This window comes from Halogeometricum limi (genome assembly GCF_900115785.1).
In the GTDB taxonomy this organism is placed as follows: Archaea; Halobacteriota; Halobacteria; order Halobacteriales; family Haloferacaceae; genus Halogeometricum; species Halogeometricum limi.
In genome coordinates this window covers 505,795-518,125 of the sequence record NZ_FOYS01000002.1, presented here as the reverse complement: position 1 = coordinate 518,125, position 12,331 = coordinate 505,795, and the positions used below count along the sequence as shown (strand labels likewise).

Genomic DNA, 12,331 nt, shown 5'->3' with positions numbered 1-12,331 from the left:
TAAGAAGATACGGCGGTAATCGGGAGGTAGAATGAGCGATATCGACGACGCCGAGGAGTACGAAGTGGTAGTGGTCGGCGGCGGTCCGGCGGGTCTTCAGACGGCGCTGTACACGGCGCGACTCGGACACGACACCGCCGTCGTGGACCGCGGCGGCGGCCGCGCCGCGATGATGCTCGACACGCACAACGTCATCGGCGTCACCGAGGACGTCTCGGGGAACGAGTTCCTGCAGACCGCCCGCGAGCAGATTCAGTCCTACGGCGCGGACTACGTGCAGGACCTGATCACCGATGCGACGCGTCTCGACGACGGCCGGTTCCACCTCGTCGGCAACGGTAACGAGTTCGTCGCGGACCGCGTCGTCCTCGGGATGGGCTTCAACGACGAACGCCCGGAACCGCCGGTTCCGCGGACGGGCAAGGGACTCCACTACTGCCTGCACTGCGACGCGTACATGTTCGTCGACCGCCCGGTGTTCGTGATGGGCACCGGCGAGTCCGCCGCCCACGTGGCGATGATCATGCTCAACTTCACCGACGAAGTCGACGTCCTCCTCCGCGGCGAAGACCCCGAGTGGAGCGACGAGACGGACGAGCGACTCCGCGCGCACCCCATCGACGTCGTCGAAGCGGAGATAACGTCGATGAACAAGTCCGACAACGGGTGGTTGGAGTCGTTCGAGTTCGAGGACGGAACCGTCCGTCAGTACCGCGGCGGGTTCCCGATGTACGGGTCGAACTACAACACGGACCTCGCGGAGCAACTCGGCTGTGACCTCAACGACGACGGCACCGTCGACGTCGACGACGACGGGGAGACGTCCGCGGACGGCGTCTACGCCGTCGGTGACCTCACGCCGGGCCACAACCAGATTCCCGTCGCGATGGGCAAGGGCGCACAGGCCGGCCTCGCCATCCACTACGAACTGCGCGAGTTCCCCCGCAGTTTAGAGGATATCCGCGAGAACGGCGACGTCTCCCTCGACGAGGTACCCGGCCTCGGCGACAGAATCCACGCCGCCGCAGAGGAGTTCGAGGAGGCGCGCGCGCCGCCCATCGAGTCGCCGCAGGCCGAACCCGCGGACGACGACTAGCGAGACGAAAGAGTAACACCCTTATTCCGGCGTCGAAAAGAGGGGAGTGAGCGTCGTTCGCGCCGCTGGGGCGCGCACGTGCGAGCATCGTTGTCGAGTCGGACGCAGTCCGTCGATGCGCGGTGCGAGCGAAGCGAGTACCGGTGTCACCACCGAACGAGGTGAGGTGGTGGCCCGGTGCGCGAACGAACGACGTGAGTGAGCGCACCGGTGTTGAGATGGACGCAGCCCGTCGATGCACGGTGCGAGCGAAGCAAGCACCGGTGGTCTAATGGCAAGACTTTGGCCTTCCAAGCCAATAATCTGGGTTCGATTCCCAGCCGGTGCATCTTCTGACCACCCACACCCGTGAGAGACCGCTGCAGTTCTCGTTCGGCGACTCCGGCCACTGTCTCTGCTGCCTGCACTACTCGTGCGTCCGCCTCCGTTCGCTGAGAATTCTGAACCCGAGTATTTCTCGGAGAGTCACAATACGCTTTCAATCGGTCTGGTGACGTATTGTGTGGTGTAATGTCAAGTGGCACGGAGCGGGGGCGAGTCACTCAGAACCGTCGAACGTTCCTGAAATCGGTTGGAGCGCTGACTCCCCTTCTCTTGGGGTCCGGTACGGTTGCAACACCGGTGGGTGCCCGCGAGTCGGGGGATACGACGCTCGAAGGGTCGGTGTCGAACGCACAGGTGAGTTCGAACGACGAGTTGCTCCAGCAGTTGCTCGGGACGCTCACCGCGGGGCAGGGGTTGTGGTTCCAGCAGGATTACTTCGAACCCATCCAATACGTCGACTGGGTGCCAGCGACGCGGACACACGCGTTCTACAAGTTCGGTCTCGGGTCGGTTCCGGCCCCGTGGCACGGAATCGGACATCGTGATACGATTCTCGACCAACCGGGAGGGTTCTCCTTCTCCGCCGACGACGGACTCGTCACGAGCCACCAGTGGGCGCTCGTACCCTACCAAGACGAACAGGGTACGACACACTGGATACTCTACGTCCTACTGAACGCGAATCGGGTTGCGACGGAGTTCCAGTGGGAGGTCATCCAACTGTTGAGTTACGAACCGCAGTCGGACGTGTTTGGAATCTATAACTATACCGTCCAGCGGCAGGGCGTCTGGCAGCGCTACGTGTAGTCTCGGTCGACGAAGTTCGCTCGCGGCGACGACGCGGCGAGGACTGCGCGCCGGTTTTCTGTTCTCCGAGAACATCTCGAGATGCACAATAGAAGCTAACACGCCGCACGGTGTACTATCACTAGCGCCAGCCACGAGCGACGCCTCCGAGGGCCGAACCACGGCGACAGCGCGAGAGGGGACACACGATGGCAACCGCAACAGACGACGCCGCGATAGCGCAGCTACAGCAATCACTCAGGGGGGCGGTGGTCCGGCCGGAGGACCCCGAGTTCGAGGAGGTACGGTCGATATACAACGCGTCGATAGACAAGCAACCGCGTCTCATCGCGCAGTGCGCGGACGTCGGCGACGTGATGGCGGCGGTCAACTTCGCCCGTCAGCAGAACCTGACGACGGCGATTCGGAGCGGGGGGCACAGCGGACCCGGACTCTCGCTGGTCGAGGACGGACTCGTCATCGACCTCTCGGGGATGACGGGCATCCGCGTCGACCCGGACGCGCGGACGGTCCGTGTCGAACCGGGATGTACGTGGGGCGACGTCGACCACGCGACGCACGCGTTCGGACTCGCGACGGTGAGCGGTATCATCTCGACGACCGGCGTCGGCGGACTGACGCTCGGCGGGGGGCACGGCTACCTGACGCGGAAGTACGGACTGACCATCGACAACCTGCTGAGCGCCGACGTGGTGTTGGCCGACGGCCGACTCGTCCACGCGAGCGAGGACGAGAACCCGGACCTGTTCTGGGCGCTTCGCGGCGGCGGCGGCAACTTCGGCGTCGTCACGTCGTTCGAGTACCGACTCCACCCGGTGGACGCCGTCGTCGCCGGGCCGATGTTCTGGTCGCTGGACGACCTGGAGGCGACGATGGAGTGGTACCGGGAGTGGCAGGCTGAGGCGCCGAGAGACGTGTACGCCTTCTACGTGGTCGGCGAGGTGCCGGGCGACCCGTTCCCGGCGGCGATTCAGGGCGAGAAGATGTGCGGACTGATGTGGTGTTACCTCGGCGACGACGCCGACGGAATCGAACCGTTCCTCGGCGACGCCCGCGACGTCGCCGAACCGATCTTCGAGCACGTCGACTCGATGCCGTATCCGGCGTTGCAGTCGATGTTCGACCCGTTCTACCCGAAGGGACACCACTGGTACTGGAAGGGCGACTTCGTCCGCGAACTGACCGACGAGGCCGTCGCGGAACACCGACGGTTCGCCGAGGTGCCCACGGCGCAGTCGACGATGCATCTGTACCCCATCGACGGCGCAGTCCACGACGTCGACGCCGACGAGACGGCGTGGCGCCACCGCGACGCCACGTGGTCGATGGTACTCGTCGGCGTCGACCCGGACCCCGCGAACGTCGATGCGATGACGGCGTGGGCGCGCGACTACTGGGAGGCGCTTCACCCGCACACGGTCGGCGGGTCCTACGTGAACTTCATGATGGAGGAGGGAGACGAACGCATCCGCGCGACGTACGGCGACAACTACGACCGACTCCGCGAGGTGAAAGCGACGTACGACCCGGACAACTTCTTCCGGGTGAACCAGAACGTTCGTCCGGCGGAGTGACGCACTCGCGCCTTCGCCTCGAACAGGGGAGAGTTGCTCACTCGGGCAGAGAACAGAGCCGTCTCGTGTCGCTCAGAGGTACCCCAGGTCGCGTAGGTGCTGTCCGACGTCGAACTCGCCGTCGTCGGCGTCGGTCTGCGGGTCGACGATCGGATCGTACGTCCCTTCGTCGGTGGCAGTGGTCTCCACCCACGGAACGCGTCTGACGGCGGGATGCGGGAACCCGGTCGTGTGACCGTAGAAGCCCAACTCGCCGAACGCCTCCCCGTGGTCTGCCGTGATGGCGACGCGGTCGGCGTCCACGTTCTCCAACAGGAGTTCTACCTCGTCCAGGACGACCCGGAGCGTCCCGCGGTACGATTCCCACGCCTCGTCTCGGTCGAGTTCACCGTTGCTAAGACGCTCGAAGACGTGCGGGCCGAGACCGACTTCGTCGTCGATGTACGGTTCGTGCGGTTGCATATAGTGCGCGACGATGCGGTCGTAGTCACCCTCACGTGACGCCGCTATCGTCCGGTCGGTCATCGTCCGCGGGGGCGTGACACCGAGTTCGTCGTCGACCCCGTAACGAAACACCTCGTCCAACAGAGCGAACGTATCCACGTCGACCGATCCGTAGTTCGTCGGTGCGATGGGAATTCGACGGTTCGACGGGGGCACGGTCCGATGGCTGAACACTCCCGTCGTGTACGGGTTCGCCGAGACGTACGCGGTCCGTTCGATGTCGGACTCGTACTTCTTCGTGAACGTTTTGGTCATCCACTCCATCGAGGCACTCCCGAGCGACCACCGGGTGTCGATGGGTTCGAGAAAGTCGTACTCGTGTGCGACTTCCCTGAGCACGTCCGTCCGACACGCGTCGAGAACGACGAGGAGGTCCCAGTCCTGCGAGAAGACGTTCGTACCCAGCGGGAACCGCGAGGTACCGAAGAGCCAACACGAGAGATACAGGTCGTAGGCGACGTTCAACGCCCCTCGTTTCGGGTCTCGACGAACGGCGTCGACGCTCGCGGAGAGCCAGTTTTTCACGTCTGTTCGTACCACGAGTCGTCGTTCTTTCCCGTGCTTATTTAGCTATATCTCATTCCCCGCGCTCTCGACGGACCGGTGCCCACCTTCGTGACGCTCCGCCCGCATCCGTTCGTCCCACTCCGCGAACAGTCCGTACTCCGTCATCGTCGTCATCCCGGCGATGGCCGCGCGGAGTTTGATGCCGACGAGTGGGACGTCGGCGACGGTGACGACCACGTCGGCGTCGAGGACGGCCCCCTCTCGCAGGAGCACGTCGACCAAGTCGACGACGGCGTCGTCGTCACTCGGCGGGTCCGGGTCCATCCTCCCCCGTCGGCGCGCAGGCGTCGGGCGCGAACGTGTACGGCGGCCACGGCCCGGTGTACCGGACCGACGCGCCGTCCTCGTCGGCGATGGTGTCCAAGTACGACCCGACGGCGTCGCGTTCGTCGTCGTCCGCGAGGACGGCGAACCGAGCGGTCGGTCCGGACGGCGTCTCGGTCAGCGGCGTCTGCGGCGCGTCGCCGAGTTCGACCACCTCTGCCGTCCGTCGCCGGAGTTCCTCGTCGAGCGACGCCGACCGAGTGCGGCGACGTTCGGTGACGAGTTCGGAGACCCGTCGGTCGTACTGCTTCTCTACGAGGAACGCCGTCCCCTCCGAGGCGTCGGCGAGTCGGTCGTCGAGTTCGGCGAGTCGCTCGTCGTCTTCGGTGAGTCGGTCGACGAGGGCCTCGCGGTCCCACTCGACTTCGACGCGGTACTCCCACCGGCCGTCAAGTGCCGTCAACGCCTCGTTCAGCGTCTCGGCGTTCGCGTCGAGCCACGCGCGAACCGCCTCGTCGCCGCCGCGGACGATGGTGTCGAAGCGGAAGGGGACGGGCGTCCCGAACGTCTCGCCGACGCGTTCGACGGCCGACTGGTGGTCGTACAGCCAGTCTCTCACCTGCGTCGTCTCGTCGGATTCGTACGGTTCGTCCCTGTCGTGGACGACGGCCGAGAGGCCCCCCGCAGAGACGAGCGTGAGCGGTGCGCCGTCGACGCCGCTCACGTCGAACGACGCCGCGGCGTCGTCGTCGCGTCGGACGACGCAGTAGAGATACCGCCCGTTTCGAGTCGACGACGCGGATTCGTCGCCGCCGCCGGAGTCGTCGCTACTCATCGGTTCCCCCCGCGTTCGCCGAGGGGCCGGTGCGACCGGTCGTCCGGGGTCGCCCGTCGGTGTCGACCTGATGGAGTGCGTCGGTGACGAGCGAATCCAGGTCGCCGCGCAGTCGGTCGACTTCCTCGTCGACCTCCTGCTCTTCTTTCATGCGTTCGAGGTCCGCTTCGAGCGTGGCGAGGTGACGCCCGAGGCGGTCTATCTCCTCGTCCGTGAGGGTCCCCGACTCCATCCGCCGTATCGCCTCGCGTTCGAGGGCGTCGAGGAGAATCTCGACGACGGCGACGACGACGGCGGTGAGACCGCTCGCACCCTCGTCGCCGACTTCGACGGTCGTCATTCGCCGCCTCCGTCCGTCTCGGCTTCGGTCGCCTCGCCCTCTTTCGACGTCTCCGACACGTCTCCGTCGCCGTTCGCGCTCTCTCGGTCGCTTCGTTGGTCTCCGTCGCCTCCGTCGTTCGTTCCGTCACCGCCGTCTCCGTCGCTCACGGCCGACGCCTCGTCTCGTTCGGCGAAGTCGCCCGACGGCGACAGTTCCGGATTCGCCGCCGGCGTGACGCTCCGTTCGCGTCGCCGGTCGCTCGCGGCCTCGACGGCCTCCATGTCGGTTCCCGAAGGGAACTCCAGTCCGTACTCCGAGGCCGTCTCGAACGACGCGATGGCCGCGCGGAGTTTGATTCCCAGGAGTTCCGTCTCGCCGACGGAGACGACGATGTCGGCGTTGATAACGACGCCTTTGTCGAGGAGGAGTTCGACGACGTCGGCGAGACTGTCGGAGTCGCGTCCGGGTCGGACGGGGTCAGGCATCGTCGCCTCCGTACTCCTCGAACCGGTCGCCGTAGACGCGCCGTCTGTTCGGCGCGTTCGAGTACTTCGTCTCGGCGGGCACCGTCGAGTACGTCGTGTCTCCGCGGCCGGCCGTCCGCGTCGACGCGAGCGTCGAGTGCGCGGTGGGGTTCCGCGAGTCCGGTTGGCCGACGCGGTCGGTTCGCTGGCGGTTCTCTTCGCGCAGACGCGCGAGGTCACGGTGGAGGTCGACGAGTTTCTGCCGGAACTCGCCCACGGTCTCGGAGAGTTGCTGTTGTATCGCGGTCTGGTAGGCGGCGTCCGGCAGGTCGACGACGTCGTCGTCCGTCGAGAGCGTCTCGCCGACGTCGACGTCCACGTCGAAGTCGTCGTCTTCGTCGTCTCCGTCGCCTTCGTCGTCGGTGAACTCCGAGACCAGCGCCGACACGTCGTCGTCGCCCTCGTCGTCGGTGAACTCGTCGACGGCGTCTTCGAACTCGCGTTTGTTCTGCCACACGTCGCGCACGTCGACCGAACTCCAGAGTTCGCCGATGTCGACGACGGCGAGGAGCTTTCGGAGACGAATCGCCTCTCCGGGGTCGAGGTTCGCGACGGCCTCGGGCAACTGCTCCTCGTCGACGACTTCGTCGACCCCCTCGGGGTCTATCGCGGACGGTAGTTCCGAGAGGTCCATCGCGTCGAGCAACTCCGTCGCCTCGGCGGCGATAGCCTCCAACTCGTCCAACAGGTCGGCGGTGTCGCCGCCGTCGGCGTCGTCCGCCTCCAGACTGTCGAGGACCTGCGTGCTCAGTTCGACCGCGCGGGCGACGAGCGACGACACGTCCTCGTCTCCCTCTCCGTCGGTCATCGTTGCACGACCACCTTGTCGCTGAGGCGCTCTCGGGCCCGTTCGGCCGCGTCGAGTTCGGCCTCCAGTCGGGCGCGTCGCTCCTCGTACTCGGCGTCGTCGAGTTCGCCCAACTCGTACAGCAACTGGGTCTCTTTGATGTCGCTCTGAATCGACTCGGGGTCGTACATCTCCTGGACCGCAAGCGAGTGGAGGACGTCCACGACGTTCCGAATCGGCCACAGCAGGATGTCGTCGAGGAGGAACATCTCACTTCGCTCCGATCTCGACGTCGACGAAGTTGTAGGGTGCCCACGGACCGGTGTACTGCACGATAGCGTCCGGGTACTCCGCTTCGAGGTCGGACACGGCGTCGCCGAAGGCGTCCTGTTCGTCGGTGTCGACAAGGTACGAGCGGTTGAACACGAGTCGGTCCGAGTAGAGGTCGTTCTCCGCTTCGCCGTCGCTCAGGGCGACGAGTCGCTCGGAGACGTCCGCGCCCACCGTCTCGCGGTCGAGCGTCGAATCCTCGTCCGCGACGACTTTCACGCCCAACTCCACCGCGCCGTCGACGTCCATGAGCGCTTTCCGGAACGCGCGTCGGCCGCCGCGCATCACGCTCTTCAGCGGACGAGCGCTCTTGAACGTCATCCCGAACTGCATCGGGACGACGGTTCGGCCCGCGCCCTCTGTCATCACCGCTCTGAGCACCTCGTCGTGTGCTCGCGTGTTCTCGTCGGTGCGTTCGACGTCCATCTCGTCGATGGGTGTCACGACGGCGGAGAGAGAACGGTACGTCACCGTCTCGGCCGGCCCCTCTCCCTCGACACCCTCCATCTCCAACTCGAAGTCTTCGGCTTCCACAACGCCGTACGCGTACAGATGAGAACTCATGGCTCGGGGATGATGCGCGATTACGCGGACATTACTGTATAGCTTGCGGCCCTGATAACAAGTATGGAGAGATAGTTTTCGTTCAGACAGTCCGAATTTTGTTCACGTCGGCCGAATGATTAAATAACGTCTCCCGACGACTCCGACACATGCCAGCAGACAGTCCGGACGGCTCCAGTTTGGCGGACGTGCTAGACCGCATCCTCGACAAGGGTATCGTCATCGACATCTGGGCGCGGGTGTCCGTGGTCGGTATCGAGATACTGACCGTCGAGGCGCGTATCGTCGCCGCCTCCGTCGACACCTTCCTGACCTACGCCTCAGAGATGGCGAAAATTGAGAAGGCGAGTCAGGGGGACTTAGAAGACCTCCAAGAGATAGAGATCGGACGCGCGAACCCACAGCGAGCGGACACGTCGTAGGGTAACTCGTGACCGACCAGTGTCAGGCCGTGACGTCGGACGGTGACCGCTGTTCGCGCCCCGCGCAAGCGGACGGGTTCTGTCACCAACACGGCCCCGAAGACGAGACCGTAGACGACGCCGACTCGTCGGAGACGACCGACGAAGACCGACAGGGCGCGGCGAGCGACGACGGTCCGGACACGGCGTCGGCGGAGAGCGATGGTGCAGACGAGGAGTCGGCAGACGGAGACGACGACACGATGGACGAAGACGAGACCACCGACGACGAGAGTACCGGCGACGAGGAGACAGTGGACGACGACTCAGCGGCCGACGAGACCGAAGACGAGGCGGGTGACGCTGACCCGAGCGACGACGGTGGCGCGACCGGTATCGTCGCCGTTCGCGACACGGTTCGAGAACAGGTACCCGCCCTCATCGGCCACGACTTAGACGGCGTCACGAGTCTGATGCGAGAAGAGGACGGATGGCTCGCGACCGTCGAACTGGTCGAACGGCACTCGGTCCCCGACACGCAGGACATCCTCGGGCAGTACGAGGTGACGCTCGCCGAAGACGGGTCCATCCACGGCTACCGCCGCCTGGAGACCTACCGGCGCGCGGAAGGACCGCCGTACGAAGGGTAGTCCTCGTACCTCCGGAACCACTCGCCTTCGCGTCGGTCTTCACACCGGTGACAAGTTGATATTCTCCCGAGACGTATCTCGGACGATGACGCTCACACTCGTCCCCCTGTTCCCCGGAATTCCGGGCGGTCCAGAACTTCTCATCGTCCTCCTCATCGTCGTCCTCCTGTTCGGCGCGAACAAACTCCCCCAACTCGCCCGTTCGACCGGACAGGCGATGGGCGAGTTCCGCCGCGGCCGAGAGGACATCGAACGCGAACTGCAGGAAGCGGCCGCGGGACCGTCCGACGACACCGACGCCGACGGCGTCGACGACGCGGGCGACACAGAGACGACGGAGACCGATGCCGCGGTCGAGACGGAGGCGCTCGAAGAGGAGACCGACGACGACCGAACGACGGCCGCCTGACCGACTGTACCGTCCGCCTCTCTCGCCGGCCGAATCAGTCGCCGCCGACCGGCGTCGTCAGGTCCTCGTGCGACGTTCGGTAGTAGGTGACGACGAAGACGCCCGTCGCGACGACGATGAACGCCGCGGCGGTGAGAAACGCCGCCGTCGTCGACACGAAGTCCTTGATGCTTCCGACGAGCGCCGGCCCCGCCACCTGTCCGACCTTCCAAGAGATGGAGCGAAGCGACATGCTGGAGGCCACGGAGTCGAAGCGCTCGCCCTCTTCGACGAACAGCGCCATGCTCGCGGGGAGGCGGATGCTGTCGGCGATGCCGAGTATCCCGTAGGCGGCGAACAGTGCGAAGAACGCGCCGCCGAGCACCTGTGACTCGCCGAACATGCCGAACTCGATGGGCGTGACGACGCCCTCGAAGTAGAGCGCAAGGGGGATGAGCGCGGTGCCGAGACCGTAGAGGATGGCACCGACCGCGACGAACCAGTGTTTCGCACCGATTCTGTCGGTCAGGTCGCCCATGTAGCCCTGCGCGATGGTCTTCGTCAACTTTCCGCCGGCGAGAATCCAGCCGATGGCGAACGCGTTGATGCCGAACTCCTTTCTCGCGAAGATGGGCAGGAAGATGATGACGGCCATCTTGCCGACGCTGAACGCGAGTCGAAAGAGGACCAGAGAGCGAATCATCGGCCGGTCGAGGAGGGCGCGGAGCGTCTCGGTGCCCGTCGCCTCCTCGGGGTCTTTCCGGCCGCCGGGGTTCTCGCGAAGGTAGTGCCAGACGAGGAGGAACGCGGCGACGGTGACGGCGCTGAGAACCGTGTAGACGACGTGCGTCTGGTAGGCGTAGAGGAGGTAGCCGCCGACGACGTCGCCGGCGAGACTGGAGAAGGCGGCGACCTGGTTGTACGCGCCCAACCAGCGTCCGCTGGCGTCCTCCGGGCTTATCTCGCCGACGACGGTGGAGCCCGTAATCCAGAGGAGGCTCGCGCCGAGTCCCTGTATCATCCGCATGAGGATGACGTGGACGGAGTTCTGCACGAACGCGAACCCGACGAAGACGGCGACGTTGATGGCGAGTCCGGCGAGGAGGTACTTCTTGGCGTTGCCGGTGTCCACTTTCCGACCGAGCGGTAAGACGATGAGAAGTTGGACGACGGCGAACGCGGTGCCGAACATCCCTTCGATGAACCCGGTCGTCCCGAACTGCTCGGCGTACAGCGCGAGGGCGATGAGAATCGTCGAGTAGGCTTGGCTGCGCGCGAAGGCGGTGCCCGCGAGGGCGGTGAACTCTCGGTCACGGAGGAGGCCGAGTGAGCCTCCGAGCCCAGACGACATCGGTGTTCGAAGCGGGACGGTGTGAACCGGGTTAAATCACATCATCTGGGAAGCCTGTGGGGGGTAGTCTCTCGCGGGGTGAACGGCAGGCGTGCGATGTGGCTGCGACGCGAGACGGTGACTGCGACGCGAGGCGGCGGCGTCGCTCTCGAACGCGAATACGGTATGAATGGTGGACGACGGGGTTGCCCGGCGTTCCGGTGCGGGGAATCCCGGTTGCCTCCTCCACCCCGCGATCCGGCGAGCGACATACGTTCAGTGATCCGCTGCTCGCTTCCGCGCCTGGCGGAGTATCACCGACGAACCGCGTTCAACCGACCCTGCGGCCGGTTTCCACGGACCGCTGTCCCCGACGGACGAGGTTTCTACGTTGGCTCCCGGGGCCCGCACCGGTCTGACCGGACGCGCCCGGGTTCGGTCCCCGCTAAAGGCCGAAGTTACGGGTGAAGAGCAGGGCCTAGCTGCCCGACCTAGTCCATCTCACTATATGCCCGCCGTCGCTTAAGGGACTTTCGACTCGCCGGTCCGCGAAATCGACAGACGACGTGCGGGTGGCGCGACCGTCGGCGCGACGGAGAACCGAGAGAAGAAGCGAAGGACGCGTTACGAGAGCGTGTCGCGGGCGTATCCCGCCGCGGCGACGGGGACGATGGCCGCGAGGATGATGACGGCCCAGCGGTGCGTCGCTATCCAGGAGTACTCCGCCGGGAAACTGAACAGGAGCGTCTCGTCGATGCCGAACGCCCACGTCAGCGAGAACGCGAACATCGACACGCCGAGGACCAGCGTCAGTCCGGCGACGGTCGCCGGTTCGGTCCGTTCCTGTTTCCCGGCGAGGAAGACGACGATTCCGAGGAGTGCGAGGAAACCGACGACGGAGACGCCGATGGGTCCGGACGCGTAGTAGTCGGCGACGCCGACGTCGGGCGTCGAGATGAGGAGCGCGGGTGCGAAGACCACGACCGCGAGGAGTAACGACGCGACGGCCCCGACGGACGGTGCGACGGTGTCGTTTGCCATTGTCGTCGGGAGGTTCGCCCCGG

General features: G+C 65.5%; 16 protein-coding genes, 1 tRNA gene and 1 other RNA gene. 7 read left to right on the top strand and 11 right to left on the bottom strand.

The genetic code is table 11. The features are described 5' to 3' along the window. The first annotated feature begins 31 nt into the window (after window positions 1-31). The 4 genes from BM282_RS07590 (at window position 32) to BM282_RS07575 (ending at window position 3,801) form a co-directional block, all read left to right on the top strand. Window positions 32-1,096, top strand: a complete 1,065-nt coding sequence (locus BM282_RS07590; RefSeq protein WP_089878780.1) for an NAD(P)/FAD-dependent oxidoreductase — start codon at window positions 32-34, stop codon at window positions 1,094-1,096. Window positions 1,097-1,353: 257 nt separating this feature from the next. Next, a tRNA-Gly gene (locus BM282_RS07585) sits at window positions 1,354-1,424 on the top strand. Window positions 1,425-1,606: 182 nt separating this feature from the next. Beyond that, a complete protein-coding gene (locus BM282_RS07580; RefSeq protein WP_139229698.1) occupies window positions 1,607-2,227 on the top strand; it encodes a hypothetical protein in 621 nt (206 codons plus the stop codon). A 188-nt stretch (window positions 2,228-2,415) separates the two neighbouring features. Then, window positions 2,416-3,801 (top strand): FAD-binding oxidoreductase, encoded by a 1,386-nt coding sequence (locus BM282_RS07575; protein ID WP_089878775.1) that lies wholly within the window; start codon window positions 2,416-2,418, stop codon window positions 3,799-3,801. 72 nt (window positions 3,802-3,873) lie between these two features. On the opposite strand, the gene BM282_RS07570 is transcribed toward BM282_RS07575, so the two are convergent. From BM282_RS07570 to BM282_RS07535, 8 genes are read right to left on the bottom strand one after another with little or no spacing between them, the layout of a single operon-like run. Continuing rightward, window positions 3,874-4,845, bottom strand: a complete 972-nt coding sequence (locus tag BM282_RS07570; protein WP_217642690.1) for a hypothetical protein — start codon at window positions 4,843-4,845, stop codon at window positions 3,874-3,876. 30 nt (window positions 4,846-4,875) lie between these two features. Continuing rightward, window positions 4,876-5,136: a gas vesicle protein GvpM gene (gene gvpM / locus BM282_RS07565; protein WP_089878771.1), complete on the bottom strand. Its 261-nt coding sequence runs from the start codon at window positions 5,134-5,136 to the stop codon at window positions 4,876-4,878. After that, window positions 5,114-5,971, bottom strand: coding sequence for a gas vesicle protein GvpL (gene gvpL / locus BM282_RS07560; protein WP_089878768.1), 858 nt, complete (start codon window positions 5,969-5,971; stop codon window positions 5,114-5,116). Before gvpL ends, gvpM begins: the two co-directional genes overlap by 23 nt. Beyond that, a complete protein-coding gene (locus BM282_RS07555; RefSeq protein WP_089878766.1) occupies window positions 5,964-6,311 on the bottom strand; it encodes a gas vesicle protein K in 348 nt (115 codons plus the stop codon). Before BM282_RS07555 ends, gvpL begins: the two co-directional genes overlap by 8 nt. Then, complete coding sequence (gene gvpJ / locus BM282_RS18985) at window positions 6,308-6,778, bottom strand: gas vesicle protein GvpJ (RefSeq protein ID WP_089878763.1); 471 nt, start codon at window positions 6,776-6,778, stop codon at window positions 6,308-6,310. The genes BM282_RS07555 and gvpJ overlap by 4 nt, the downstream gene beginning before the upstream one ends. Further along, window positions 6,771-7,625, bottom strand: coding sequence for a hypothetical protein (locus BM282_RS07545; RefSeq protein WP_089878760.1), 855 nt, complete (start codon window positions 7,623-7,625; stop codon window positions 6,771-6,773). The genes gvpJ and BM282_RS07545 overlap by 8 nt, the downstream gene beginning before the upstream one ends. Then, the gene (gvpG, locus tag BM282_RS07540; protein ID WP_089878757.1) at window positions 7,622-7,873 is read right to left on the bottom strand and encodes a gas vesicle protein GvpG; all 252 of its coding nucleotides are present in this window, start codon (window positions 7,871-7,873) and stop codon (window positions 7,622-7,624) included. The genes BM282_RS07545 and gvpG overlap by 4 nt, the downstream gene beginning before the upstream one ends. 1 nt (window position 7,874) lies before the next feature. Continuing rightward, the gene (locus BM282_RS07535) at window positions 7,875-8,498 is read right to left on the bottom strand and encodes a GvpL/GvpF family gas vesicle protein (RefSeq protein WP_089878754.1); all 624 of its coding nucleotides are present in this window, start codon (window positions 8,496-8,498) and stop codon (window positions 7,875-7,877) included. Between the two features lie 149 nt (window positions 8,499-8,647). Between BM282_RS07535 and gvpA the strand changes: the two genes are divergently transcribed. From gvpA to tatA, 3 genes are all read left to right on the top strand, one after another. Continuing rightward, the gene (gvpA, locus tag BM282_RS07530) at window positions 8,648-8,920 is read left to right on the top strand and encodes a gas vesicle protein GvpA (protein ID WP_089878752.1); all 273 of its coding nucleotides are present in this window, start codon (window positions 8,648-8,650) and stop codon (window positions 8,918-8,920) included. Between the two features lie 8 nt (window positions 8,921-8,928). Continuing rightward, window positions 8,929-9,549, top strand: coding sequence for a gas vesicle protein GvpO, halophile-type (gene gvpO, locus BM282_RS19025; protein WP_089878750.1), 621 nt, complete (start codon window positions 8,929-8,931; stop codon window positions 9,547-9,549). Between the two features lie 85 nt (window positions 9,550-9,634). After that, window positions 9,635-9,958, top strand: a complete 324-nt coding sequence (tatA, locus tag BM282_RS07520) for a Sec-independent protein translocase subunit TatA/TatB (RefSeq protein WP_089878748.1) — start codon at window positions 9,635-9,637, stop codon at window positions 9,956-9,958. Between the two features lie 34 nt (window positions 9,959-9,992). Here the strand turns inward: tatA and BM282_RS07515 are convergent, their stop codons facing one another. From BM282_RS07515 to BM282_RS07505, 3 genes are all read right to left on the bottom strand, one after another. Further along, on the bottom strand, window positions 9,993-11,288 hold the full coding sequence (locus tag BM282_RS07515; protein ID WP_089878746.1) for an MFS transporter: 1,296 nt from the start codon (window positions 11,286-11,288) through the stop codon (window positions 9,993-9,995). A gap of 170 nt (window positions 11,289-11,458) precedes the next feature. Next, window positions 11,459-11,769: signal recognition particle sRNA (gene ffs, locus BM282_RS07510), an RNA gene on the bottom strand. 122 nt (window positions 11,770-11,891) lie between these two features. Then, window positions 11,892-12,308 (bottom strand): DUF7548 family protein, encoded by a 417-nt coding sequence (locus tag BM282_RS07505; RefSeq protein ID WP_089878743.1) that lies wholly within the window; start codon window positions 12,306-12,308, stop codon window positions 11,892-11,894. Window positions 12,309-12,331: the final 23 nt, after the last annotated feature.

Excerpts from the sequence above, each read along its gene's own strand:
- BM282_RS07535 (WP_089878754.1), bottom strand. The coding sequence starts at position 8,498 with ATGAGTTCTCATCTGTACGCGTACGGCGTTGTGGAAGCCGAAGACTTC.
- gvpL (WP_089878768.1), bottom strand. The coding sequence starts at position 5,971 with ATGAGTAGCGACGACTCCGGCGGCGGCGACGAATCCGCGTCGTCGACT.
- BM282_RS07515 (WP_089878746.1), bottom strand. The coding sequence starts at position 11,288 with ATGTCGTCTGGGCTCGGAGGCTCACTCGGCCTCCTCCGTGACCGAGAG.
- BM282_RS07505 (WP_089878743.1), bottom strand. The coding sequence starts at position 12,308 with ATGGCAAACGACACCGTCGCACCGTCCGTCGGGGCCGTCGCGTCGTTA.
- gvpG (WP_089878757.1), bottom strand. The coding sequence starts at position 7,873 with ATGTTCCTCCTCGACGACATCCTGCTGTGGCCGATTCGGAACGTCGTG.
- gvpA (WP_089878752.1), top strand. The coding sequence starts at position 8,648 with ATGCCAGCAGACAGTCCGGACGGCTCCAGTTTGGCGGACGTGCTAGAC.
- BM282_RS07555 (WP_089878766.1), bottom strand. The coding sequence starts at position 6,311 with ATGACGACCGTCGAAGTCGGCGACGAGGGTGCGAGCGGTCTCACCGCC.
- gvpJ (WP_089878763.1), bottom strand. The coding sequence starts at position 6,778 with ATGCCTGACCCCGTCCGACCCGGACGCGACTCCGACAGTCTCGCCGAC.
- BM282_RS07590 (WP_089878780.1), top strand. The coding sequence starts at position 32 with ATGAGCGATATCGACGACGCCGAGGAGTACGAAGTGGTAGTGGTCGGC.
- tatA (WP_089878748.1), top strand. The coding sequence starts at position 9,635 with ATGACGCTCACACTCGTCCCCCTGTTCCCCGGAATTCCGGGCGGTCCA.
- BM282_RS07575 (WP_089878775.1), top strand. The coding sequence starts at position 2,416 with ATGGCAACCGCAACAGACGACGCCGCGATAGCGCAGCTACAGCAATCA.
- BM282_RS07580 (WP_139229698.1), top strand. The coding sequence starts at position 1,607 with ATGTCAAGTGGCACGGAGCGGGGGCGAGTCACTCAGAACCGTCGAACG.
- gvpM (WP_089878771.1), bottom strand. The coding sequence starts at position 5,136 with ATGGACCCGGACCCGCCGAGTGACGACGACGCCGTCGTCGACTTGGTC.
- BM282_RS07545 (WP_089878760.1), bottom strand. The coding sequence starts at position 7,625 with ATGACCGACGGAGAGGGAGACGAGGACGTGTCGTCGCTCGTCGCCCGC.